The organism is Cohnella kolymensis (assembly GCF_000829465.1).
Taxonomy (GTDB): domain Bacteria; phylum Bacillota; class Bacilli; order Paenibacillales; family Paenibacillaceae; genus Cohnella; species Cohnella kolymensis.
Genome location: NZ_JXAL01000017.1, coordinates 30564 through 50954, shown reverse-complemented (window position 1 = coordinate 50954; position 20391 = coordinate 30564). Strand labels below are relative to the sequence as shown.

Genomic DNA, 20391 nt, shown 5'->3' with positions numbered 1-20391 from the left:
TCGTTTATTCGGAGTGCTCGGCATAACGCAGCTGCTGCTTGGCAAACTCCCTGTACATGGCGTGGGTGTTCATCAACTCATCGTGTGTTCCGCTGCCGGTAATCTTTCCTTTGTCGAGGAAAATGATCTGGTCCGCGTCCACCACAGTGGAAAGTCGATGGGCGATGACCAGTGTGGTGCGGCCTTTCATCAGATTGTGCAGCGCTTCCTGTACCACCAGCTCGGATTTGCTGTCCAGGCTTGATGTGGCTTCATCCAGCATGAGGATCCGGGGATTCCGCAGCAGAGCTCGTGCTATCGCAATCCGTTGCCGCTGCCCGCCGGATAATTTAATCCCTCGTTCACCGACCTGTGTATTGAAGCCTTCCGGCAGCTCGTCGACAAACCCGTCTGCATAAGCCATCTCCGCTACACTCCTCAGCTGTTGTTCACTCACTTCGCGGTCCAGTCCGTACGTAATGTTGTCACGGATTGTTCCTGACATTAATGGGCTTTCTTGCGAGACATAGCCGATTTGGCTTCTCCAAGAAACCAAGGAGAATTCCTCGATCGAGCGGCTGCCATACAGAATGCGGCCTTGCTCAGGCTCGTAATAACGCTCAAGCAGGGCGAACAAGGTGGTTTTCCCGCTTCCGCTGGGACCGACAAGCGCAGTGACTTTTCCTGACGGCATATAAAAGCTTACCTCTTTCAATATCGGCTCGCCATTATCGTAATGGAAGCTTACGTTCTCAAGGGTAATAGTCGCGTCTGCACTCGGTACCGGCTGCCCTTCCTGCTGCATTTCTTCGGATTTACCGAGGATCTCGATCATCCGTTCCGTGGCGCCCATTGCTCTCTGCAGCTGAGTGAAAAATGCGGTGATCTGGCCGAGCGGCATCACAATTTGGATCAAATACAGGATGAAGGCAACCAGTTCGCCGGCTGAGATTGAACCGGATGATACGCGAAGTCCGCCGTAGCCGATAATCACAACCATGAGTGTCATAATGACAATGCCCATAAGCGGTCCGATAAACGCCTGTATTTTGCCTTCTCTAACGCCGAGATGAAACAGCTTGCTTATGCCTTGTTTGCCGCGTGCATATTCAATAGGTTCAGCATTGGAAGATTTGACGAGCCGAACCTCCGAGAGAACTTGTGTGAGTACCGATGTGAAGTTAGCGGTCTCCTTCTGCATGTTCCTCGAGATCTTATGCATTTGCCGGCCCAGCGGGATAAGAATGAATAGAGTGAGAGGAACTGCAATGAGGAGCAACAGAGTCATTTGCCAATCGAGTGTCAGCATAATAATGACCGATCCTATGATGGAGATGACACCGGTAACGAACCCGGCAATATGTTCGGAAATCACTTGCTTGACGACTCCGGTATCGTTGGTAACCCGGCTGATGAGTCCGCCGGTTTCTTCCTGATCGTAATGAGCAACCGGAAGATATAACAACTTGCGCCACAGCATCTCCCGAAGTCCGGCTAACATTTGCTGACCGAACTTGTTCAGAAGATAAATGGACACGCCTCCCGCTGCAGCTTGGGCCACAAAGGCGCACACGAGCAGAACGATCTGATAAGTCCGCAGGGAATTGAGCGTGAATCCGTCTACCAAATTTTTAGTAAACAAGGGCACGAAAAGCCCGGCTGCAGTGTTTACTAAGCTTAGCGCAAGGGCGATAGCCAGCATCTTGTAAGAAGGTTTGGCCTTACGGACCAGATCAAAGAAAGCACGCCAATTTCCTTTTGGTGAAGCAGGGGAAGCATCGATTCCAGTCGTATTCATATAGACCCTCGTTTCGCTGCGGATTAAAATAGCCCGGACCTATTCAGTCCGAACTAGGTATTAGAACATATGTTCCTATTCTTTAAATAATGATATACTAATTATACCATCGATAAGTTTACAAGGGCAGGTTGGCACATCTCCGGAAAGGAGGTGATGCTATGGAAGTAAAGGATGCGTTGAACCTCATGCTCTCATCTTGCATGCTTCTTCTCGCCTTACTTAGCTACTTGAACAAAAAGTAGACCTCCCTTGAGCTTGCCCGGCCGGGGAGGTCTGTCTACTCTCTTATGCCGACTGCCCTTGTGGCAATCGATGGGAAGGCCGTAGATGGTTCAGCATCTGCGGTCTTTTGTCGTACATTCTTTACAATGATTATTTTATCATAAGAACGTAATCTAGAACAACAGATATCGGGAAATCGTATTCCCGGGCGTGGTACAATACAGGTACGAACAACATCGCAAGGGAGCACGAACATGAACGATAACTGGAACAATAAACGTTTGACCCGGCAGATCGAATTTCTGGTTGAAGTGGATAAACTCAAGAGTGTGACAAGACGCACCTTCCTCATCGATAAAAGCCGCAACGAGAACGTGGCGGAGCACAGCTGGCACATTTCCCTTATGGCCTTGTTGATGAAGGAGCACGCCGACAATCTTGACATGGACTTATACCGCGTGATCCGGATGCTCCTGCTACACGATCTGGTGGAGATCGATGCAGGCGATACGTTTGCGTATGACGCAGAAGGTTATTTGGACAAAGAAGAACGGGAAAACGCGGCGGCGCAGCGGCTGTTCGGGATATTGCCGGACGATCAAAGAAACGAGTGGATGGCGCTTTGGCGAGAGTTTGAAGATGGAATTACATACGAGTCCAGATACGCGGCAGCCATCGACCGGCTTCACCCGGTTATCCACAATTACTATACAGGCGGCGAGAGCTGGCAAAAGAACCGCATTTTCCGCTCCCAAGTCATGAAGCGGATGGCTCCGATTGAGACGGTGTCCGAGACACTGTGGACGTTCACCCTGGAATTGCTGCAGCGTGCCGTCGACAAAGGGATTCTTCTTGATGACACGGGTGATGAGGAGGATTAAGCGATGGCACGTTTGTTCGGTGACAGAATTATGCTGCGTGAATACCGGAGGGATGACTTGCCTTGGATCCGTCAGTGGGTCAACGATCCCGCCATTGTAAGTAATCTGTCGGATATTTTCCTTTACCCGCATGCGCTGGAGTCTACGGAAGCTTTCTTGGAGGCTGTCATCGAAGGAAGCTCGGACAGCAGAGGGTTTGTCATAGCGGACCTTGAATCGGAAGCTTATATCGGACAAGTCAACCTGGATTCAATCGATTGGAAGAATCGCGCAGGCAGCATCGGCATCGTGATCGGTTCTTCGGAACAGCTGGGGTTAGGGTATGGAACGGAAGCGATGCGGCTGCTTATTCGATTCGCTTTTCAGGAGATGAATCTGAACAGGCTGCAGCTTGAAGTGTATGATTTCAATGACCGGGCTTATCGCTGTTATGTGGGCTGCGGCTTCAAGGAGGAGGGAAGACTGCGGGAACGGCAGTACAAGAACGGCCGTTATGTAGATGTGATTCAGATGGGGCTGCTCAAATCGGAATGGAAGGAAGATGTAGGGTAATGATGCAGCAGCTGCGGCCGGTGCCACGTTCCCCCTTGAGACTGAAACTCGGCAAATGGGGTTATACGTCTGCCCGGTACTTGGAATGGTGGTTCGGCAAAGTTCGTTTTGCGCGCAAAAAAAGCTATGCGTCGCTGCCATATACGATTTTTCAGCATCAAACGCCTCTTCTTCGGAAGCTTTCCAACACAGACATGCGGCTTCAGCATAATAAGATTCAGAACCTCAAGGCAGCGGTTCCCCGGCTAGACGGTCTGCTGCTGAATCCGGGCGAAACATTCTCCTACTGGCGCTTGTTAGGACGACCGACACGCGGCAAGGGGTACGTGGACGGAATGGTTCTCTTCTACGGTCAGGTAAGAACGGGTGTCGCGGGAGGACTTTGCCAGCTATCCAATCTGATTTATTGGATGACGCTGCACACCGAGTTAACCGTAACGGAGCGGCATCGTCACAGCTATGACGTGTTTCCGGACGCCAATCGCACGCAGCCTTTCGGAAGCGGAGCAACTTGTTCTTATAATTATTTGGACTTGAGAATAACGAACAACACGGATACGGCTTATCAGCTTCGTCTATCGCTTGACGGGCAGGATCTGCGAGGAAGCTGGCACGCGCAGGCGCCTTCGCGCTATCGATATGAGGTGAAGGAAAGGAATCATGCAATCACATCCGAACCTTGGGGCGGTTATGTGAGGCATAATTTGCTTTGCCGGGATGTATATAATGTGGATGGGGAATGGCTTCGAGAAGAGGAGATTACGGAGAATCATGCGCTTATGATGTATGCTCCACTGATAAGCGAGACCTCTAAAGACAGCTGATTCCAATCAGAAGGAAACAAAGGGGGACCACAATAGAGAGTAAATACTTGAAGGGAGAGTCTATGTGCGCAATCCATGTTCCAAAGTAGAAAAAAAGCGAACACAAAGCGCCCAACAAACCGAAAAAAATGGCAATCGGGTGCGAGACCTGAAAGATGAAAAATCCAGCGCCCGCTATAATGTAGAGTATAACTTTCACGAGTTCCTTATACCGGCGAAGCGGGTAGGCCAGAAGATCGATCGCAATGGAACAACCTAAACTATATATGATGATGATCCAGCCCGCACGGTTTTCATAGAAAGACTGGATGAAACCATGAACATCCAATTCTCCTGCGATCACGCCGGCAAATGAAATAAACAGCAGACAGAATCCCAATCCTGACAGCTTGGAAGCCGCGTAGTTCAGCAGATTGTATCTGATCGATCGCACATTCTCTCCCCCTTTATGCACCAATTATACCATTTGCTTCATTAGGTGTTCTTACTTTGCGTCTGCTCCTTCGTTTTACTAGACTCTTTATTGGCTATAAACATAAGAGATATCGAGGAGGATGATGAAATGGCTTTTACGTTATCGATTGGAGATTCTGCGATTGATTTCAAACTGCTTGGCACGGACGGCAGCTATTATTCGCTCGAGCATTTTGACAACGCCAAAGGGCTGGTCGTCTTCTTCACGTGTAATCATTGCCCCTATGTCATGGGCTCCAACGAAGTGACGCGGGACACCGCAGAGAAGTATGCGCAGCATGGGATCAAATTTGTCGCCATTAACGCGAACAGCGTCAACACTTATTCGGAAGATTCCTATGGCCACATGGTCGAGATTATGAAAGAGAAGAATTTCCCATGGGTTTATCTGCGGGATGAAAGTCAAGATGTAGCACGCGTATACGGCGCATTGCGGACACCTCATTTCTATGTTTTCAATGTGGACCGCAGGCTGATCTATACCGGCAGGGGGGTAGACTCACCCAAGGATGTCAGCAAGATGACGATGAACAACTTGGAGCGCGCGCTTTCCGAGTTTGTCGCGGGGGAACCTGTCTCCATACCTTTGACCAACCCGATGGGCTGTAATGTGAAATGGGACGGCAAGGATCCTCACTGGATGCCGGTGGAAGCCTGCGATTTGGTCGTGTAAGCAGTTAATATATCTCATCATTAACGCAGTCAGGGACACCTGGTCTGCGTTTTTTAGTGCTCGGGTTGGTACACGCGTGTAATGTCGTTTGCTATACTACTCGTATCACTATATTTATAGAATGGGAGATTAAGAGATGAGTTTATGGGGAAAAACAGCTCTAATCGCTTTGCTGGGCACGACTCTAGCAAGCGGAGTCCCGCTTAAGCCTTCCGCCGCGGCTGCAGCTGTGCCGAATGTCAAAATCATTCTGGACGATGTGCCGTTAGCCTTCAATGCGGCGCCGACGGTGAAGAACAACGTGACTATGGTGCCTTTCCGATCCATTGGCGAAGCTTTAGGAATTAAGGTAGATTGGGACGGCAAGAACAAAGCCGTTATCGCCCAAACAGTGGTAGACGGGGAAGCCAAAAAAGTCGTGCTGCGCCTGGGACAGAAGACGGCGGATGTGAACGGGAAGAAGGTGGCGCTCCTTAGTGCTCCCCTGGTTGTGAATGATAACATCCTCATTCCGCTCAGGTTCTTCAGCACCGAATTCGGTGCACAGGTCGGCTGGAGCGGGGCCGCGCAGACTGTGACGATCGTTCTCCGAAGAAGAAAATACATTTGCGCTCTTTCTATGCGCTCGGCTCTTTCCAACAAAGAGGTAAAATTTCCTCTATGGATTCCGTTGCGTTCGGGTGGAGTCACATCAATGAGAAAGGTGAATTTACGCTTGAAGGCGGAGAATATTTCTGGCCTGAAGCAGCTGGAGATATAACACCCGAATCCCTCGTGTCAGGCGCTGCCGCTGAGGGCGTCAAACCGTATCTCATGGTGTATTCCTTGGATGGGGACAATCAGCTGACTCTAATGCTAAGCGATGAGACGCTTCGCAATCGTTCCATCGACAGCATCGCTGCCTTGGTGAAGGACAAAGGGTTCGGCGGTGTGATGCTGGATTTCGAGGGGCTCGGCTTGAAGCTTGATGCGGCTTCCCAGCAAAAATTGCTCAATGATTACGTGAGACAGCTCGTCGATAAAATATCACCTCTCGGAGCCACGGTATCTGTTGCCGTACCTCCTCCGAACAGTGCCTACAAAGGCTATGATTATATAACGCTCGCATCCATGGCAGAAGATTTGATGATCATGGCGTATAAGTATCACCCGAAAGGTGTAACAGGACCGGAACCCAATTCGATGGTGGATGATGCGATCACAATGCTCGTTAAAGCAGGGGTACCTAAAAACAAACTTTTGCTCGGGATCAGTCTGGGCAGCGAAACCCCGGATTCTATCGATGATAAGATCGGTCTCGCCAAGCGGCACGGTCTGAAAGGAGCAGCCATTTGGCTTCTTAAGATATACAGTCCGGCTCATGAAGAGGCAGTAAATAGAGTGGTAGAGAAGATAGGTAAATAATAGACAAAAGACGCATTCCTCTCGAATCAGAGCGAATGCGTCTTTTATTTTGCAAGTTTAAATCATTTTTTTCATATGTACCAAATCCACCTGTTTCTCGAAGCCGGCGTCCGTTAACGCCCGAATCACGACTTCATTCGATTTGCTCAGGTTAACGGTAATTCTTCTGCAAGAAAAGCTATGAGGACGGTAGACTTCATGCAGGGCTAACCGAAGGATCGCATCCTGATCCTGATGACCGGGCAATGCCTCGCACTGGTACAATGAAATCATCGTTAAATTCCCGGAATCATCGTAGACTTGTTTGTAAAGAGCATAGCCAACGGCTTCCGTACCGTCGAATATGATGATACTTTCGCCGTCTTTTACACTTGGCCACTGGGTCTGCCATGCGGCAAGCGGTTTGTGGAAAGGGAACGCTCGGATATCGCGGGCCATGCCCCTCTTTATGGTATAGCGGCCATTGGGGTCGGAGGAGCCGAACACATCTTCGGGCAGATCGCCGGATGTGTTCATGAACGTCAACTGATCTTCGATTGTATAGCCGACATTTCGATATAGCTTGATTGCCCGTTCATTCTCACTGATCGCTTCCAGCAGTGCAATCTGCACGCCTTCGCGCCGATATCGCTCGATATTCTCCTGCATCAAAATAAGTCCTAACCCTTTACCGCGATGCTCGGGTACAATGGCCGTGCCGCCGTTCCAGCCGACCTTGTCGCCATTGACCTGGCGGAAACCGTTAACGACAATGCCGACGGGCTGCCCGTCGACATATGCAGCGAATGAATGCTCCAAAGACAGATCCTCGATTACCACTCTTCGTAAGAACGTTGTGACAGTCATCGTAATATTAACCAAATATTCCTCAAAGCTTCGGTTCCACAGGGCAATTACATCTTCAATGGACAGCTCGCTCAATTTTTTGTACGTGATCAATTCGTCTCTTCCCCTCTGATCGTCATATATTTCCATCGTAGCATCAATATACTATTTCACGCAAAAAACAGCGCTGCTGTCCATCAAACCTAAACGGATAACCCTCCGTTTATCTGGGGGAAGACGGTATACCGCTTTATCTTTAAACAATTCATAAATTGTTCGATATATAAAGTGGATAGAGAGTTCTTATTATTGGAGAAGACCGACATAAAAAACCGAGTTCCTGCGAAATAGGAAGTGATAGCGGTTATGGATAGTTCGATTGAACGGGTTATTCTGCTCATTCACGACGGGAGTGCAGAAGAGCGCGGTAAGTTGATTGAGACCTATCGGCCATTCGTGCTGCGGGTGGTATCTCATATTTGCAAATGCAAAATCGGCTGGAGCGATGATGAGGCAAGTGTCGGGCTCATTGCTTTTAATGAGGCGATCGATCGCTATGACACGTCGCACGGCAAAACATTTGATAATTTTGCATTTATGATTATTCGCAATCGGCTTATCGATGAATTTCGGAGAAACGGCAAGCAGCTGAAAACCGAAAGCATCATATGGAGCGACGATGATGACTTGGAATTGTCATCCGCCGCTTTTTCCAGTTCAATGGAAGCCTATGAGCGCGAACAAGCTGCGATGGAGCTGGCACAGGAGCTTTCGCGTTATGACGAAATGCTGCAAGAATACGGTGTTCGTCTGGAAGAGCTGGAAGAGTGTTCTCCGAGCCATCTGGATGCGCGGATCCACATGATTCAATTGGCGAAAAAATTGAACGAATATCCGGAATTAAGGGCGCATTTGCTAAGAACGAAGCAGTTGCCGATCAAGGCCATGCTTAATTTAGCGACGGTTAGCAAAAAAACATTGGAGCGAAACAGAAAGTATCTGATCGCTCTTATTCTTATCTTTACATACGAGGATTTTGGCCGAATTCGGAGCACCGTTTCCTTCAGCGGAATGGGAGAGTGAATATGGAAATGCAAGGCGTTGTGATGAAAATAAGCGACGGCACAGTCGTCATTCTTTGCGATGACGGTAAATTTCGCAATTTGCGGAATCCATCGGTCCAATACGCATTGGGACAGCGGATTGCGATGCCCGCGGCGGAGGAAATGCCGAGACAACAGAGCGGGCGCCGGGTACATCGGCTAAGAAGGATGGCGTCGGCAGCCGCATCTTTGCTCCTATTGTTCGGATTATCGGTTCAGCTAATGAGAACACCGGGCGCATCGGAGCCTGTCGCGATGATCGCTATCGATATTAACCCCAGCATCGAACTGATAGTTGACGGGGATGGCAATGTGGATGCGGTGAGCCTGGTCAATGAAGATGCGCAGCAATTGATCACGGAAGAAGAATTATTGGACGAACCGCTCTATGAAGCTGTTGAAGCCATCGTGTCCAAGGCCAAAGAGCAAGGGTATCTGGACACAAACACCGAGAAAAAAATATGTTTTTATGTCGGTGGTCGATTTGGGAGAACATTCTTTTGACGTCGATCTGGAGAAAATGTCTCCGGTACTGGCTGAATGCAGCTTCGAACTGTACCACACAGACCAAAACAAACGCACACAAGCGAAACAGATGGGCTTAACCATCAACAAATTGCTCGTATACGAACAGGCGAAACAACGAGGGATTACGCTAAACACCGAGGAACTTCGCACGCATTCCATAGCTTTATCGCTGCAAGACGCAGGCGTGAATATGGAAAGCTTTTTCGGCGAACAGGCAACAGCCATTCAGCTCGGTAGCGAAGAAAAGCTGCCCGAGACGGCCGTGACGGAGCAGACGGATGAAGTACTGAGCCCTCCAGCTGCGGTCAAGCCGTTCAACCTGCAAGTGCAGGAAAGACCGGCGGTTAATCTTGAGCCGGAGCCGAATCTGGAAAAGGAGCAAAGAGCAAAAAAATCCGGCAAAAGAGATAACAAGGGAGAAGACGATCGTCCGAAAGTTGAGAGAAAAGATCGTGATGAAAGCGAAGCACAAGAGGATAAAAGCGTGGAAGACCATGCAGGCGGCCAAGAAGGTAGCGAGCGCCAAGATGATGACACAAGCGGGAGCGGGGCAAGCTCCCCGGATGTTCCGGATGATCATATGGATTCCGGCGATACGGATGATCCTTTAGATGACGACGGCACAGAGCAACATAATAATCCGGACAGCCAAGAAGACCATCGCAGCCCGGGCGATGTTAACAACGAAGTCAATCCCGGCAGTGACTACGACGATGACGGCACCGTTATACCGGTCGCCCCGGTGAATGTGGACGATAAAGACAGTAAAGAGGACAAACGTAAAAAAACGGATCAAGACGATAAACATAATGAAGACAATCAAGGAAGTTTTTAACGAGCACCCCCATAAATCGACGCTTTTCGACGTAATACGTCATGGAAAGCTTAAAATTGGGAGGTTCGTGATTGTGTCGGTCGTCAATTGTAGGGATTGCGGTAAAGTGATGTTAGAGCGTCGGATCCGCTTATGTAACGATTGCATTGAAAGCCAGAAGGAAGATTTGCTCAAAATTAAAGAATATCTGTCTAACAACCGCGAAGCGAGCATAATGGATGTGGTGCAGCACACCGGGTTATCGTTAAATCGAATCCGGGAGCTTACAGCCGGCAATATCCATGCATAAGCGAACCCCTTAGTCATTCCGTCGGGAATGCCAAGGGGTTCTTTTTTATGCTAAGATGATAACAGCCGAGACAGACGTTTAATGCGAGTTTTGCTGCACATACAGCCCCTTTAAAGGAGTGGTGGATTTTGCCGTCCAATTTAGCGATTTATACGGTTGATGCGTTCACGAATGAGGCGTTCAAAGGTAATCCGGCGGGTGTGTGCATGGTTGAAGGTGCTGTGTCGGAGGAATGGATGCAGAATGTCGGCGCTGAAATGAATTTGGCGGAGACCGCTCTTTTACATAAGGTTGACGGATATTACTCACTCAGATGGTTCACGCCTCAGGCAGAGGTTGATCTGTGCGGCCATGCGACTTTGGCAAGCGCTCATATTCTGTGGACCGAAGGATATGATTCGGCGGCCGAGCTCCGGTTCATGACGAAGAGCGGTGTGCTGACAGCATCCAGGAGCGGAGACTGGATCGTCCTCGATTTCCCGTTGGAGCGGGACAACGCTTGTGAAGCTCCGGGCTTTCTTGAAGAGGCTTTGGGTGTTCCTTTGAAGTACGTGGGAAGAAATCGCATGGACTATATCGTGGAAGTGGAGAACCAAGAGGTCGTCAAAAGCTTGAAGCCGAAAATGGAGCTCCTTAGACGACTAGAGGGCCGAGGAGTCATCGTAACCAGCCGGGCGAATGACAAAGCGGTCGATTTTGTATCGAGGTGCTTTTTTCCGGGTGTAGGAATCGACGAAGATCCGGTGACAGGTTCTGCGCATTGCTGCTTGGGCCCGTATTGGCAGAAGCGTCTGCATAAGGATGAATTTTCTGCTCTGCAGATATCGAAGCGGGGCGGCGTATTGAAGCTTAAGATTGAGGGTGAGCGGATCCGGATATCCGGTCAGGCAGTAACGACATTGAAGGGACGGCTGATTTCATAGAAAGAGAACAAGGCCCAGTCGGTTCAAGCGACTGGGCCTTGTTCTGCTGAAGCATTATTCCTTAGGGTGAATCATATGTTCAGGCCGGACAATTTCGTCGAACTGCGCTTCGGTCAGCAGACCGCTTTCAAGAGCGGCCTCTTTAAGAGTGAGTCCTCGCTTGTGGGCGGTTTTGGCAATGGCTGCCGCATTCTCGTAACCGATGTGCGGATTAAGCGCCGTCACCAGCATCAGCGAGCGCTCCAGATGACCTTGAATCACCGGCACATTCGCTTCTATTCCGACCGCGCAATTGTCGTTGAATGACTGCATGGCATCGGAGAGAAGACGTGCGGATTGCAGAAAATTATAAATGATGACGGGCTTGAAAACATTGAGCTCGAAGTTCCCCTGCTGGACGCCATACCGATCGTAACATCGTTGCCCATCACTTGTGTAACAACCATCGTCATCGCTTCCGACTGTGTCGGGTTCACTTTGCCGGGCATGATGGAGCTGCCCGGCTCATTCGCCGGAATCGTGATTTCGCCGATTCCGCTTCTCGGCCCGCTGGCCAGCCAGCGGACATCGTTGGCGATCTTCATCAGATCGGCGGCCAGCGCTTTGAGCGCTCCATGAACGTACACAATCTCATCATGGCTTGTTAAGGAATGAAACTTATTCGGGGCGGATACGAACGTCTTTCCTGTCAGCAGGCTGATTCGTTCGGCCACCTTGCCGCCGAATTGCGGATGAGCGTTAATGCCTGTTCCGACTGCCGTGCCTCCGATGGCGAGCTCTTGCAAGCTGGAGGAGCTTTCCCGCAGCATCCGCTCGCACTTCTCAAGCATGCGTACCCAACCGCTTATTTCCTGTCCGAGCGTGAGCGGAGTAGCGTCCTGCAAATGCGTTCTTCCGATTTTGATAATATCGGTGAATTCGCGGCTTTTCTGTTCTAATGTCTCCTTCAGGGTTATAATCGCAGGAAGCACCCGATCTTCTACAGTCACAAGTGCGGCCATATGCATGGCTGTCGGAAAAGTGTCGTTGGAGCTTTGAGACATATTGACATCGTCGTTCGGATGGACACGGCTGTCGATTCCTTGCTGCTCAAGCAGTTGATTCGCTCTGTTAGCGATCACTTCATTGACGTTCATATTGGATTGGGTTCCGCTTCCCGTCTGCCATACAACGAGCGGAAAGTGATCGTCCCATTTGCCTTCGATAACTTCCTCAGCCGCAGTGATGATCGCCTTGGCTTTGTCCGCATCCAGCTTGCCCAGTTCCAGATTGACGATAGCTGCGCTTTTTTTGAGAACGGCGAAGACCGTGATGAGCTCGGCGGGCATTCTTTCCGTACCGATCCGGAAATTCTCGGAGCTGCGCTGCGTCTGGGCGCCCCATAACTTATTCGCAGGAACTTGTATTTCTCCGATCGTATCTCTTTCGATGCGATATTCCATAATGACACCTCTCTCGAATGGTCAGATATAGATTAATCATACCGCATTTATCGTATATAATTAAATGAACGACGGCAAAGAGGGTGAGAGGCAATGGATGGTCCTGCTTATTTGTTAATATGGATCGTATTGCTTGCATTTCCTGCAGCGGCGGCTTGGAAAAGAAAATGGTGGGCTTTCGGAATTTATGCTCTCGGATGCCTTTTCTTTTTGATCACGACTCTGAGAGACGAAGACGGCTGGGGGGACTTGGCGGCGATCGCTACACTGCTGGTAGTCGTGGGACCTATATATCTAGTGGGAACACTGGTGTCGGTAATCAGCTTTTTCCGCCGAAAACCGAAGTAAGCCCAGCTGCGGCAATCTACACAGAAGGGGATTTCCAAGATGCATGACAAGAGTATGAAATCGGAGCTCGGAGTTGCAATGCTGGGCAAGGTGAGAGAATACGCATCAAAGCTGCCCGAAACGGAAGAGAAGATCGACGGCTTCGGGCATATGGTATTGCGTGTTAGAGACAAGAGTTTTGTTTTTATGGGGGAAGGCGAGAACGGCGGGGACCCTGGCATGTCCATCAAGACGGACAAAGAAACCCAGCAGCTGCTAATCGGACAAGGACATTTTTACAAAACACCGTATATCGGGCAGCATGGCTGGGTGTCCATCAAGGCCGATCAGATTCGTGACTGGGAAGAAATCGCTCAACTGATTGAGGAGGCATACCTCCGGACAGCTCCGAAGAAATTGGTTCAAGCCTACAAATCCAGAAACGAACATTAACGCGGCGTTTCCTGGAAACGAATCGCAATGATCTGTTCCGTGCTCGTGTAGAATTGAATCGTTACATATACGCCGAATTCCCGGTTGTTCTCGCGGAGCCATAGCTTGAACTTTTCTTCCGAGATGCCGGGTGCGGGGTGCGCCCGGCCGACGTGTAAATAATCCACAATAGCAGCGTGGTATCTGTCCGACGTTTGCTGCATTGCGATCTCGCCCCATTTGGCGTATTCGGGTTGTCCTGCGGCGATTGTGACGGGCAGTACGCCCAAAGTGGCTGTGAAAAACAGAGCAGCAAGGACAGTGGTTCGGAATACGTTATACATAGAGTCACCCTGTTCTTATTAAGGATGTTAAATGTGAGCACGAAAAGAAAAAAATGAGGGGCAGCAGCCCCTCATTCATTGTTTCCCGTTTTGCGGCGATCAATCGCATCCGCCATTGTTTTGTCAGTGAGATGAGCATAAATCTGAGTCGTCTCAGGCGAGGCGTGTCCCAGCTGTTCTTGCGTCTTGTATAGATCATTGCGCAAATAATAATCCGTCGCGAATGAGTGGCGCAGCTTATGTACGGACAAATAGGGCTTCCCGAAACGTTTGGCGTATTTCATCACCATCTCTTGAATGGCGCGTTTGGTCATTCTTGAGCCTTCTTTTTTGCCGTTAGCGATGGCGAGAAAGAGGGCTTTTTCTTTTTTGGGCGCTTTATACCGGGTGTCCCGCTGGGCTAAATATTGTTCCAAATCGATGAGGGCATCTTGGCGGAAGTAGACGGGCGTTTTGAAAGTATCGTCATTTTTCCCCTTTCGGTAAACGTAAAGAAGCCTTTTTTTGAAATCCATATCATCTGTGTTTAAATTGACGAGTTCGGATACGCGCAAACCGGAGTTCAGGATGAGACTGACGATGCAGCAATCCCGGATCCGATTGAGTTCATGTGCGTAAATGGCCTGCTTGTTGTTCGCCGCATCATGAGCATAATCTTGTTTAATGTAGTGAATGAACTCGCTGATTTCCTGTTCTTGCAGCAATTTGCCTTCGAGCTTGGCGGCGGTGTCCTTAGGCTTCTGCGTACGTTTAATGGACACCTTGGCCATGACATTGCGCTTGAGCAGCGGGTAAAAGTTATCGTCCTCGGCAATCTGGCTTAAATAATGGAATAACGATCGAAGGGAGGAAAGCTTGCGAGAGATCGTTATTTTGCTGTTCGCTTGCTCCCGTCTAGTGGACAGGAACATCCGAAAATTATCAACGCTGTCCATATGGAGACGCTCGAGATCCTCAAGCGGGATTGCGCTCATTGCTGCAGCGGATGTTAATCCCTCGGCCATCAGCCAGGAAAAGAACGTTTCATAGTCTCTGACATACTCGAGCAGCGAAGAAGGAGAGAGATCGGGCAGCTTATAGTTAATAAACTTCTCAACATACCATGGCATTCTCGGGATACGCTGATCCAATTGTTCGCGGTCTTTGATCTTTTGCAGATTCATGGCTTGCCCCTTTGCGCAGGAGTTTATCACTTTCAGTATATCAAAATTCGATCATTGGACGAAGTTTGTTTTTGCACGGTTGGGTAGTGCAAACATAATAAAAGTTATGTAAACTCATAAGTGAATTAATCATGTAAAAATTTAATCTCAGTAACTAATCGCAAATTGTTAGCAAGCAACATTTGACCTGATCATTGCGTTTGGAAGGTATAGATCAACTACGAGATTGAAAAGAATGGAGGAAGTCCATTGAACAAGAAGACGGCTTGGGCGGGCATCCTTTTGACTGTAATATTGTTGCTTTCCGGCTGCGGAGCGAGCACGGCGACCGGTGAAGATTTCGATTCGATTCCGCAGCAAATAATGGCGCTAAATAACGTATATGAAAAGCAGGGCGTTCAACCTCATTCTGCGTACAGTGAAGAAGGTCAGGTTTATTTGGAAGTTCATAAATCTCGTAAGCCTTGGGAAGACCTGTCCGAAGATGACAAGCAGAAGCTCGAGGAAGCCATTTTCGATTCGCTGCACCGTACTTTTCCGCTGGAAATCAAGTCGTTCGTGCTGCCTGACAAAGCTGATATCACCGGTAAGATTACGGCGGTGGACGCAAAAAAGAGTTCTGATCGTGAATAAACTGGAGACCGGCAGCGCAATATGGGTCAAGCTGCCTGCGAATGTGCTGGGCGGTCTTAAAATCGGCTATCAGGTGAATGCATGGAGTAACGGCATTATCGCGGAAAGCATGCCCCGCCAAACGACCGGCATCCAGGTTCAGGTCGTAAGTTACGAAACAGGCAATGCGGATGTAAAAGGTAAGGTAACGGCACTGAACGTTGACAAGGCAGATCAGACTTCTATTGAAGTTGATGGACAAAAATATGTTTTACAGCTATACACGAAATATTGGCTTAACAATTCGCTGGCGCAGCTGCAAGATATTCAGTTGGAGGATAAAGTCGAAGTTTGGCTCACGGGTTATGGAGATCGCGACGACATTGCTGCACAAGTTAAGGTCGAGAGATAACCATAATTTTTATTATGTAAACCGGTTCCGGGTTACCCGTCGTGTGACGAATAATTTACCTCCCTGCAGACAGATTAATGATTGTGGATGGAAGGGTGTAACGTGATGGAGAAGATATGGCTTTGGATTTGTACACAAATCGGCTTGGCACTACAGAATTCTGAGCTTGCTGTTGAATTAGACAATGAACCGTTAGATACAGTTCTCAGCGTTGTCTCCCGGCTCAAAGCGCGGCTGGAATAAAAGATTATACTAAAAGGATTGCAACCTTGTCGGTTTGGCAATCCCTTTTTGGTATTTTTTCTAGTCATTCCATGGCGAGACGAAGCTTTCTTTGTCTTACATAAAGCAAGCTCATGTAGGCCAACCCGGCTGCAGCCACTACCGCCGCTGACAACAAATACATGTTCCCCTCATGGGTGGAGGACGCGATGCTGCCGAGAATGACGGAACCGAGTCCGATTCCGATATCGTAAAACAACAGGAAGGTGCTTGTGGCCAAACCGCGACGGTGAGCCGCTGAATCGCGGATGGCGATCGTTTGCAAGCACGGATACAATGTGCCGAAGCCTAACCCAATCACGGCTGACGAGGCCAAGAATAACAGCGGCGTATGAGCTTGGCTCAAGAGCAGCAATCCCAATACATAGAGAATGAGAGACGGATAAATGACGTATTGTTCTGCGAATCGATCGAATAATTTACCGGTAAAAGGACGGGATACAATGATCATCACCGCATAAACAACGAAGAAAGAACTGGCCATGGATGGCATCCCCAGATCGCCGGCATAGCTGGGAATGAAGGTCAGGATCCCGCTGTAAGCGAAAGAAAGCATCATCGCGATTAAGGCTATGGGCATTGCACCAGGTTCAATAAATTGAGTCCAATGCCGGTTACTTGCCTGCGCTGCCGCAACCGGCGCAGCGGGTTTAGGCAGCCGGATATCGGCGCCGCAGATCAAGGCAAGCGCGGCGAACAGCGACGTAACGGCGAACAACACGGTGAAGCTGGTATGCTGAATGAGCACCAGCCCGAGGAAGGGTCCGAGCGCCATCGCCAAATTCATCGATAGAGCAAAGTATCCCATTCCTTCGCCTTTGCGCTTCTCCGGAATGATGTCGGCAGCGATTGTTCCGTTAGCGGTTGTGGCCACTCCAAAACTTATGCCGTGAACAAAGCGAAGCAAGATAAGAAACAGAAAACTATAAACGGAAAAATAAGAAATGGTTGCTGCAATGAATAATAGAAGAGAGAAAATAAGTACTTTTCTTCTTCCGATGAGATCAAGCCACCTGCCGGCCAAAGGACGGAATAAAACGGCGGAAATAATAAACGCGGTCATAACCCAGCCCACTTGCTGATGGCTGCCGTTTAACTTATCGCTTACGAACTGGGGAAGTGTAGCCGATAGGGTGTAGAAGGTAAGGAAAACAAAAAAACTGCTCAAACAGACGCTGATAAAACCTCGATTCCATAATTTCTGACTCCTCAATTTCAAGCTCCTTTTTCTAGTTGTCTACTCATAATGTTGAAGTAATTCGTTTGTTTTGTTTGTCAGCCGGATCAGCAGCTCTTTCAGAATGGTGGCTTGCTGCTCGGTTATCTCTTCTGTAACGGATGCAAGCACCTCCTGCTCAATCGGTACCAGCCGTCCTTGAAGATCTCTTCCCGCGTCGGTTACAAAGGCGTAAAAAGACCTGCGATCATCAGGATTTGTCCGCCGCTCAGCCAGCTTCTTACGCTCGAGCTGATCCAGAATACGAGTAATATTCGTTTGATCCTTGCCCACGCGCACAGCAAGATCCTTCTGGCTAGTTCCGTCCTGCTCGCACAAGCGGGATAACACGGACCATTGTTCCGTGGTTAGATCAAAGGCCGCAAAACGGATGGCCAGCAATTGGCTCAGCCGTCTTCCGGCCTGATTAATAATAAATCCAATGGAATCGTCCTGCCTCACAGCTAGATCTCCTTTTCACATATAAATGCTATAGCAATTATATTGATAGCAATTTAATTTTGTCAAGCAATGTGCACGACTACATCCGCAATGTCCCAAAAATGAGCGGGCTAGACCGTATCACAGGTACATCTTTCCTTTCATTCATACACTAGATGAGTAATGTTGGGGGAGGCCATGTCATTGACTAAACTACGCTCGCCATCCGTGTGGGTGATGACTAAAGAGTACGGGCCGGCGATTATTGGCGGACTCGGCACGGTTGCTACTGAATTAACGAAGGCATTGAAGGACTCGAACGTGAAAACCGACGTAATAACCGCAAGCGTACACCGAGCCTTCCGCTTCACGAGAGGAAGCAGAACGGCAATCCTTCGACTTCCCTTCAGTAACCGGTTTTACCGCGGCAAGCGTTTAACTTTTAGACCGCACAGCATACGGCGGATCACCGCCCGTTATTTACACCGTAAGCCGGATGTCATTCATGTTCATAGTCTGGAGTTCGCCCAGGCGGCATTATTTTTTAAACGAAAATATCGAATTCCTGTCGTCTATACCTGTCATTCTCTGGTTTCCAAAAGGGGAGGCAGACATACATTCCGGTCGAAAAACCAAGGTAAACTGCTGCGCCGTTCAAACCGGATCATTGTTCCAAGTTTATGGCTTAAACAACAGCTGCGAAAGAGATATCCCGCCGCGGCCCGAAGAGCAATCGTCATTCCCCATGGCGTTAAATCCGTTTCAAGCCGTTCCGGAAGCAAGCGTTATCGACTGTTGTTTGTCGGCAGGCTGTTCAAGGAAAAAGGAATCGAATCCTTGATCCGGTCTGTCTCTCTATTGTCCGTTAAAAACAGACAAGTCCGCTTGACCGTCATTGGCAAAGGCTCTCGCAAATATTCGAAACGCCTGAAGAGCATTGCGAGAAAGAAAGGCATCTCCTCGAAAATCCGCTGGCGCGGGTTCGTTCCTCATAAAAAGGTGCAAAGGTTGTATAAAGCCTACGGCGCGGTCGTCGTTCCAAGCAGAAAGGAGTCTTTCTGTCTGGTTGCGCTTGAGGCGATGGCCAGCGGCATTGCTCTTGTTACAACCCGGGCGGGCGGACTCAAGGAATTTGTCAATCGAGACAACGCACAAATTATTACCGGAATGAACAGCAAAGCAATTGCGCGAGCCATTCAAGCGATGTGGGACAATCCGCAGAGGACTCTGAAGCGAATCCGTAAGGGTAAGCTGGTGGCAAAACGCTACAGCTGGCGGAGAACGGCTGCTAGATATAAGTCTGTGTTCATTCGGCTTCAAAAAAATAAACGTCGTCCTTTAAAGAGAGTGAAGGCGAGATGAGTGACCGCAAAAAAGTGCTCCGAATTGTCAGGGGCTTTCGTTTAAGACCGCTGCGAATCATCCCTATTAAGAAGGGGGTGTATCGGGTGGTCCTGCGCAAAGGCAGAAAGTATAGTTTGAAGCGCATGCCCGTTACAGCCAAACGCCTGAGGTGGATGGACCGTTCGCTCAGGTGCGTGCGGAGGCACGGATTCACTCGGATCGCTTGGCGTAATCCGCAAGCAAAGGCGGGACGGCGTCTGTTCGTAAAAAAGAGATCCGGCGGCGCTCCCTATGTTCTCGTTCCTTGGATTAACGGGCGGTGGCCATCCGTTCATTCCCGGAGGCATATGAGAGCTTGCGGCGCCGCACTGGCTCGTTTTCATCAGGCCGGCCGCCCGGATCGCTTGAAAAGACGAGGCGCCGTCAATAAGGTAGGTCAGTGGCCTGAGGAGCTTCGCGCGAGACATTCGCTGATCGCAAAGATGGTCAGACGGGCATCGCGGAAAAAAAACAAGCTGTCCATGGATCGCAGCTTGAGCAAGCATGGGGAAGAAATCCTCGGGTTTTCCAATCAAGCCAGGAAGCTTCTGCGCGAGCGCGGATACCGGAAAATATGTCGTACCGGATCTCATTTAACTTGTTTGTGCCATGGCGATGGAGGGCCCTCAAACTTCATCATTAACAGCCGCGGCACTCATTTAATCGACTTCGAGACGCTGCGCATAGACTTGAGAGCATATGATTTATACCGGGTCATTTACAATTCTTGCAAGGATCATTCCTGGAAATTTTCAATTGCCCGAAATATTCTGAACGGTTATCAAACGGTCACCAAACTGACGGAGGAAGACTTCGCGATGCTGAGTACACTGCTTCGGTTTCCACGCACGACATATCTTCTGCTGAACAGATACCGGCGTTCAAACAGGCGGGTGAAAAAGTTGATCGCCAAACAGTTTTATCGCACTTTGTCTGCCGAAAGGAAAATAGCAGCGTTTCTCAAAAAGCTTGACCGATATTCCAAGCGGTAGAACACAGGGGGCGGCATATGCGCTCCCTGTGA

At 49.3% G+C, this 20391-nt stretch carries 25 protein-coding genes and 1 pseudogene; 18 read left to right on the top strand and 8 right to left on the bottom strand.

The annotated features are described in order from the left end of the window. Nucleotides 1–4: 4 nt before the first annotated feature. Nucleotides 5–1777, bottom strand: a complete 1773-nt coding sequence (locus SD71_RS12290; protein ID WP_041063629.1) for an ABC transporter ATP-binding protein — start codon at nucleotides 1775–1777, stop codon at nucleotides 5–7. Nucleotides 1778–1938: 161 nt separating this feature from the next. On the opposite strand from SD71_RS12290, the gene SD71_RS26220 reads away from it, so the two are divergent. From SD71_RS26220 to SD71_RS12275, 4 genes are all read left to right on the top strand, one after another. Beyond that, nucleotides 1939–2022, top strand: a complete 84-nt coding sequence (locus SD71_RS26220) for a putative holin-like toxin (RefSeq protein ID WP_407637543.1) — start codon at nucleotides 1939–1941, stop codon at nucleotides 2020–2022. 234 nt (nucleotides 2023–2256) lie between these two features. Further along, nucleotides 2257–2883, top strand: a complete 627-nt coding sequence (locus tag SD71_RS12285; RefSeq protein ID WP_041063626.1) for an HD domain-containing protein — start codon at nucleotides 2257–2259, stop codon at nucleotides 2881–2883. 3 nt (nucleotides 2884–2886) lie between these two features. Then, nucleotides 2887–3435 (top strand): GNAT family N-acetyltransferase, encoded by a 549-nt coding sequence (locus SD71_RS12280; protein ID WP_041063623.1) that lies wholly within the window; start codon nucleotides 2887–2889, stop codon nucleotides 3433–3435. Next, nucleotides 3435–4259 (top strand): VanW family protein, encoded by an 825-nt coding sequence (locus tag SD71_RS12275; protein ID WP_235427092.1) that lies wholly within the window; start codon nucleotides 3435–3437, stop codon nucleotides 4257–4259. The genes SD71_RS12280 and SD71_RS12275 overlap by 1 nt, the downstream gene beginning before the upstream one ends. On the opposite strand, the gene SD71_RS12270 is transcribed toward SD71_RS12275, so the two are convergent. Further along, complete coding sequence (locus tag SD71_RS12270; RefSeq protein ID WP_041063617.1) at nucleotides 4246–4692, bottom strand: hypothetical protein; 447 nt, start codon at nucleotides 4690–4692, stop codon at nucleotides 4246–4248. The genes SD71_RS12275 and SD71_RS12270 overlap by 14 nt on opposite strands. A gap of 129 nt (nucleotides 4693–4821) precedes the next feature. On the opposite strand from SD71_RS12270, the gene SD71_RS12265 reads away from it, so the two are divergent. From SD71_RS12265 to SD71_RS23620, 3 genes are all read left to right on the top strand, one after another. Continuing rightward, complete coding sequence (locus SD71_RS12265) at nucleotides 4822–5406, top strand: thioredoxin family protein (RefSeq protein ID WP_041063614.1); 585 nt, start codon at nucleotides 4822–4824, stop codon at nucleotides 5404–5406. Nucleotides 5407–5542: 136 nt separating this feature from the next. Continuing rightward, nucleotides 5543–6166 carry a copper amine oxidase N-terminal domain-containing protein gene (locus SD71_RS23625; RefSeq protein ID WP_152619443.1) on the top strand — a complete coding sequence of 208 codons (624 nt, stop codon included), beginning with the start codon at nucleotides 5543–5545 and terminating at the stop codon, nucleotides 6164–6166. Continuing rightward, complete coding sequence (locus tag SD71_RS23620; RefSeq protein WP_152619442.1) at nucleotides 6067–6810, top strand: glycosyl hydrolase family 18 protein; 744 nt, start codon at nucleotides 6067–6069, stop codon at nucleotides 6808–6810. Before SD71_RS23625 ends, SD71_RS23620 begins: the two co-directional genes overlap by 100 nt. A 57-nt stretch (nucleotides 6811–6867) precedes the next feature. Here SD71_RS23620 and SD71_RS12255 read toward each other — a convergent pair whose 3' ends face one another. After that, the gene (locus SD71_RS12255; protein ID WP_041063611.1) at nucleotides 6868–7749 is read right to left on the bottom strand and encodes a GNAT family N-acetyltransferase; all 882 of its coding nucleotides are present in this window, start codon (nucleotides 7747–7749) and stop codon (nucleotides 6868–6870) included. 252 nt (nucleotides 7750–8001) lie between these two features. On the opposite strand from SD71_RS12255, the gene sigI reads away from it, so the two are divergent. The 5 genes from sigI (at nucleotide 8002) to SD71_RS12230 (ending at nucleotide 11313) form a co-directional block, all read left to right on the top strand. After that, the gene (sigI, locus tag SD71_RS12250; RefSeq protein WP_041063608.1) at nucleotides 8002–8718 is read left to right on the top strand and encodes an RNA polymerase sigma-I factor; all 717 of its coding nucleotides are present in this window, start codon (nucleotides 8002–8004) and stop codon (nucleotides 8716–8718) included. Nucleotides 8719–8720: 2 nt separating this feature from the next. Continuing rightward, nucleotides 8721–9242, top strand: coding sequence for an anti-sigma-I factor RsgI family protein (locus SD71_RS12245; RefSeq protein WP_041063606.1), 522 nt, complete (start codon nucleotides 8721–8723; stop codon nucleotides 9240–9242). Continuing rightward, on the top strand, nucleotides 9223–10101 hold the full coding sequence (locus tag SD71_RS12240) for a hypothetical protein (RefSeq protein ID WP_041063604.1): 879 nt from the start codon (nucleotides 9223–9225) through the stop codon (nucleotides 10099–10101). Before SD71_RS12245 ends, SD71_RS12240 begins: the two co-directional genes overlap by 20 nt. A 73-nt stretch (nucleotides 10102–10174) precedes the next feature. Beyond that, the gene (locus SD71_RS12235) at nucleotides 10175–10390 is read left to right on the top strand and encodes a hypothetical protein (RefSeq protein ID WP_041063602.1); all 216 of its coding nucleotides are present in this window, start codon (nucleotides 10175–10177) and stop codon (nucleotides 10388–10390) included. Nucleotides 10391–10518: 128 nt separating this feature from the next. Next, nucleotides 10519–11313: a PhzF family phenazine biosynthesis protein gene (locus SD71_RS12230; protein WP_041063600.1), complete on the top strand. Its 795-nt coding sequence runs from the start codon at nucleotides 10519–10521 to the stop codon at nucleotides 11311–11313. 54 nt (nucleotides 11314–11367) lie between these two features. Here the strand turns inward: SD71_RS12230 and fumC are convergent. Continuing rightward, nucleotides 11368–12755, bottom strand: a pseudogene (gene fumC / locus SD71_RS12225) (class II fumarate hydratase). 93 nt (nucleotides 12756–12848) lie between these two features. On the opposite strand from fumC, the gene SD71_RS12220 reads away from it, so the two are divergent. Together SD71_RS12220 and SD71_RS12215 are read left to right on the top strand one after the other, a co-directional pair. After that, a complete protein-coding gene (locus SD71_RS12220; protein WP_041063598.1) occupies nucleotides 12849–13103 on the top strand; it encodes a hypothetical protein in 255 nt (84 codons plus the stop codon). A 39-nt stretch (nucleotides 13104–13142) separates the two neighbouring features. Then, nucleotides 13143–13535, top strand: coding sequence for an MmcQ/YjbR family DNA-binding protein (locus SD71_RS12215; protein WP_041063596.1), 393 nt, complete (start codon nucleotides 13143–13145; stop codon nucleotides 13533–13535). Here SD71_RS12215 and SD71_RS12210 read toward each other — a convergent pair. Continuing rightward, a complete protein-coding gene (locus tag SD71_RS12210) occupies nucleotides 13532–13858 on the bottom strand; it encodes a DUF3889 domain-containing protein (RefSeq protein WP_041063594.1) in 327 nt (108 codons plus the stop codon). The two genes, SD71_RS12215 and SD71_RS12210, sit on opposite strands and share 4 nt — an antisense overlap. A gap of 71 nt (nucleotides 13859–13929) precedes the next feature. Continuing rightward, nucleotides 13930–15021, bottom strand: a complete 1092-nt coding sequence (gene xerS / locus SD71_RS12205) for a tyrosine recombinase XerS (RefSeq protein WP_041063592.1) — start codon at nucleotides 15019–15021, stop codon at nucleotides 13930–13932. Nucleotides 15022–15270: 249 nt separating this feature from the next. Here xerS and SD71_RS12200 point away from each other — a divergent pair, with 249 nt between their 5' ends. Both SD71_RS12200 and SD71_RS12195 read left to right on the top strand, forming a co-directional pair. Further along, the gene (locus tag SD71_RS12200; protein WP_041063590.1) at nucleotides 15271–15654 is read left to right on the top strand and encodes a hypothetical protein; all 384 of its coding nucleotides are present in this window, start codon (nucleotides 15271–15273) and stop codon (nucleotides 15652–15654) included. After that, nucleotides 15647–16045, top strand: coding sequence for a DUF3221 domain-containing protein (locus SD71_RS12195; RefSeq protein WP_041063587.1), 399 nt, complete (start codon nucleotides 15647–15649; stop codon nucleotides 16043–16045). The genes SD71_RS12200 and SD71_RS12195 overlap by 8 nt, the downstream gene beginning before the upstream one ends. Before the next feature lie 307 nt (nucleotides 16046–16352). Here the strand turns inward: SD71_RS12195 and SD71_RS12190 are convergent, their stop codons facing one another. Beyond that, complete coding sequence (locus SD71_RS12190) at nucleotides 16353–17540, bottom strand: MFS transporter (RefSeq protein ID WP_052476211.1); 1188 nt, start codon at nucleotides 17538–17540, stop codon at nucleotides 16353–16355. Nucleotides 17541–17564: 24 nt separating this feature from the next. Then, nucleotides 17565–18005, bottom strand: coding sequence for a MarR family winged helix-turn-helix transcriptional regulator (locus tag SD71_RS12185; RefSeq protein WP_041063581.1), 441 nt, complete (start codon nucleotides 18003–18005; stop codon nucleotides 17565–17567). A gap of 183 nt (nucleotides 18006–18188) precedes the next feature. Here SD71_RS12185 and SD71_RS12180 point away from each other — a divergent pair, with 183 nt between their 5' ends. Next, on the top strand, nucleotides 18189–19346 hold the full coding sequence (locus SD71_RS12180) for a glycosyltransferase family 4 protein (RefSeq protein ID WP_161793385.1): 1158 nt from the start codon (nucleotides 18189–18191) through the stop codon (nucleotides 19344–19346). Then, a complete protein-coding gene (locus tag SD71_RS12175) occupies nucleotides 19343–20359 on the top strand; it encodes a phosphotransferase (protein WP_041063573.1) in 1017 nt (338 codons plus the stop codon). Before SD71_RS12180 ends, SD71_RS12175 begins: the two co-directional genes overlap by 4 nt. The last annotated feature ends 32 nt before the right edge of the window (nucleotides 20360–20391 follow it).

Excerpts from the sequence above, each read along its gene's own strand:
- SD71_RS12290 (WP_041063629.1), bottom strand. The coding sequence starts at position 1,777 with ATGAATACGACTGGAATCGATGCTTCCCCTGCTTCACCAAAAGGAAAT.
- SD71_RS26220 (WP_407637543.1), top strand. The coding sequence starts at position 1,939 with ATGGAAGTAAAGGATGCGTTGAACCTCATGCTCTCATCTTGCATGCTT.
- SD71_RS12285 (WP_041063626.1), top strand. The coding sequence starts at position 2,257 with ATGAACGATAACTGGAACAATAAACGTTTGACCCGGCAGATCGAATTT.
- SD71_RS12280 (WP_041063623.1), top strand. The coding sequence starts at position 2,887 with ATGGCACGTTTGTTCGGTGACAGAATTATGCTGCGTGAATACCGGAGG.
- SD71_RS12275 (WP_235427092.1), top strand. The coding sequence starts at position 3,435 with ATGATGCAGCAGCTGCGGCCGGTGCCACGTTCCCCCTTGAGACTGAAA.
- SD71_RS12265 (WP_041063614.1), top strand. The coding sequence starts at position 4,822 with ATGGCTTTTACGTTATCGATTGGAGATTCTGCGATTGATTTCAAACTG.
- SD71_RS23625 (WP_152619443.1), top strand. The coding sequence starts at position 5,543 with ATGAGTTTATGGGGAAAAACAGCTCTAATCGCTTTGCTGGGCACGACT.
- SD71_RS23620 (WP_152619442.1), top strand. The coding sequence starts at position 6,067 with ATGGATTCCGTTGCGTTCGGGTGGAGTCACATCAATGAGAAAGGTGAA.
- sigI (WP_041063608.1), top strand. The coding sequence starts at position 8,002 with ATGGATAGTTCGATTGAACGGGTTATTCTGCTCATTCACGACGGGAGT.
- SD71_RS12245 (WP_041063606.1), top strand. The coding sequence starts at position 8,721 with ATGGAAATGCAAGGCGTTGTGATGAAAATAAGCGACGGCACAGTCGTC.
- SD71_RS12220 (WP_041063598.1), top strand. The coding sequence starts at position 12,849 with ATGGATGGTCCTGCTTATTTGTTAATATGGATCGTATTGCTTGCATTT.
- SD71_RS12215 (WP_041063596.1), top strand. The coding sequence starts at position 13,143 with ATGCATGACAAGAGTATGAAATCGGAGCTCGGAGTTGCAATGCTGGGC.
- SD71_RS12210 (WP_041063594.1), bottom strand. The coding sequence starts at position 13,858 with ATGTATAACGTATTCCGAACCACTGTCCTTGCTGCTCTGTTTTTCACA.
- xerS (WP_041063592.1), bottom strand. The coding sequence starts at position 15,021 with ATGAATCTGCAAAAGATCAAAGACCGCGAACAATTGGATCAGCGTATC.
- SD71_RS12175 (WP_041063573.1), top strand. The coding sequence starts at position 19,343 with ATGAGTGACCGCAAAAAAGTGCTCCGAATTGTCAGGGGCTTTCGTTTA.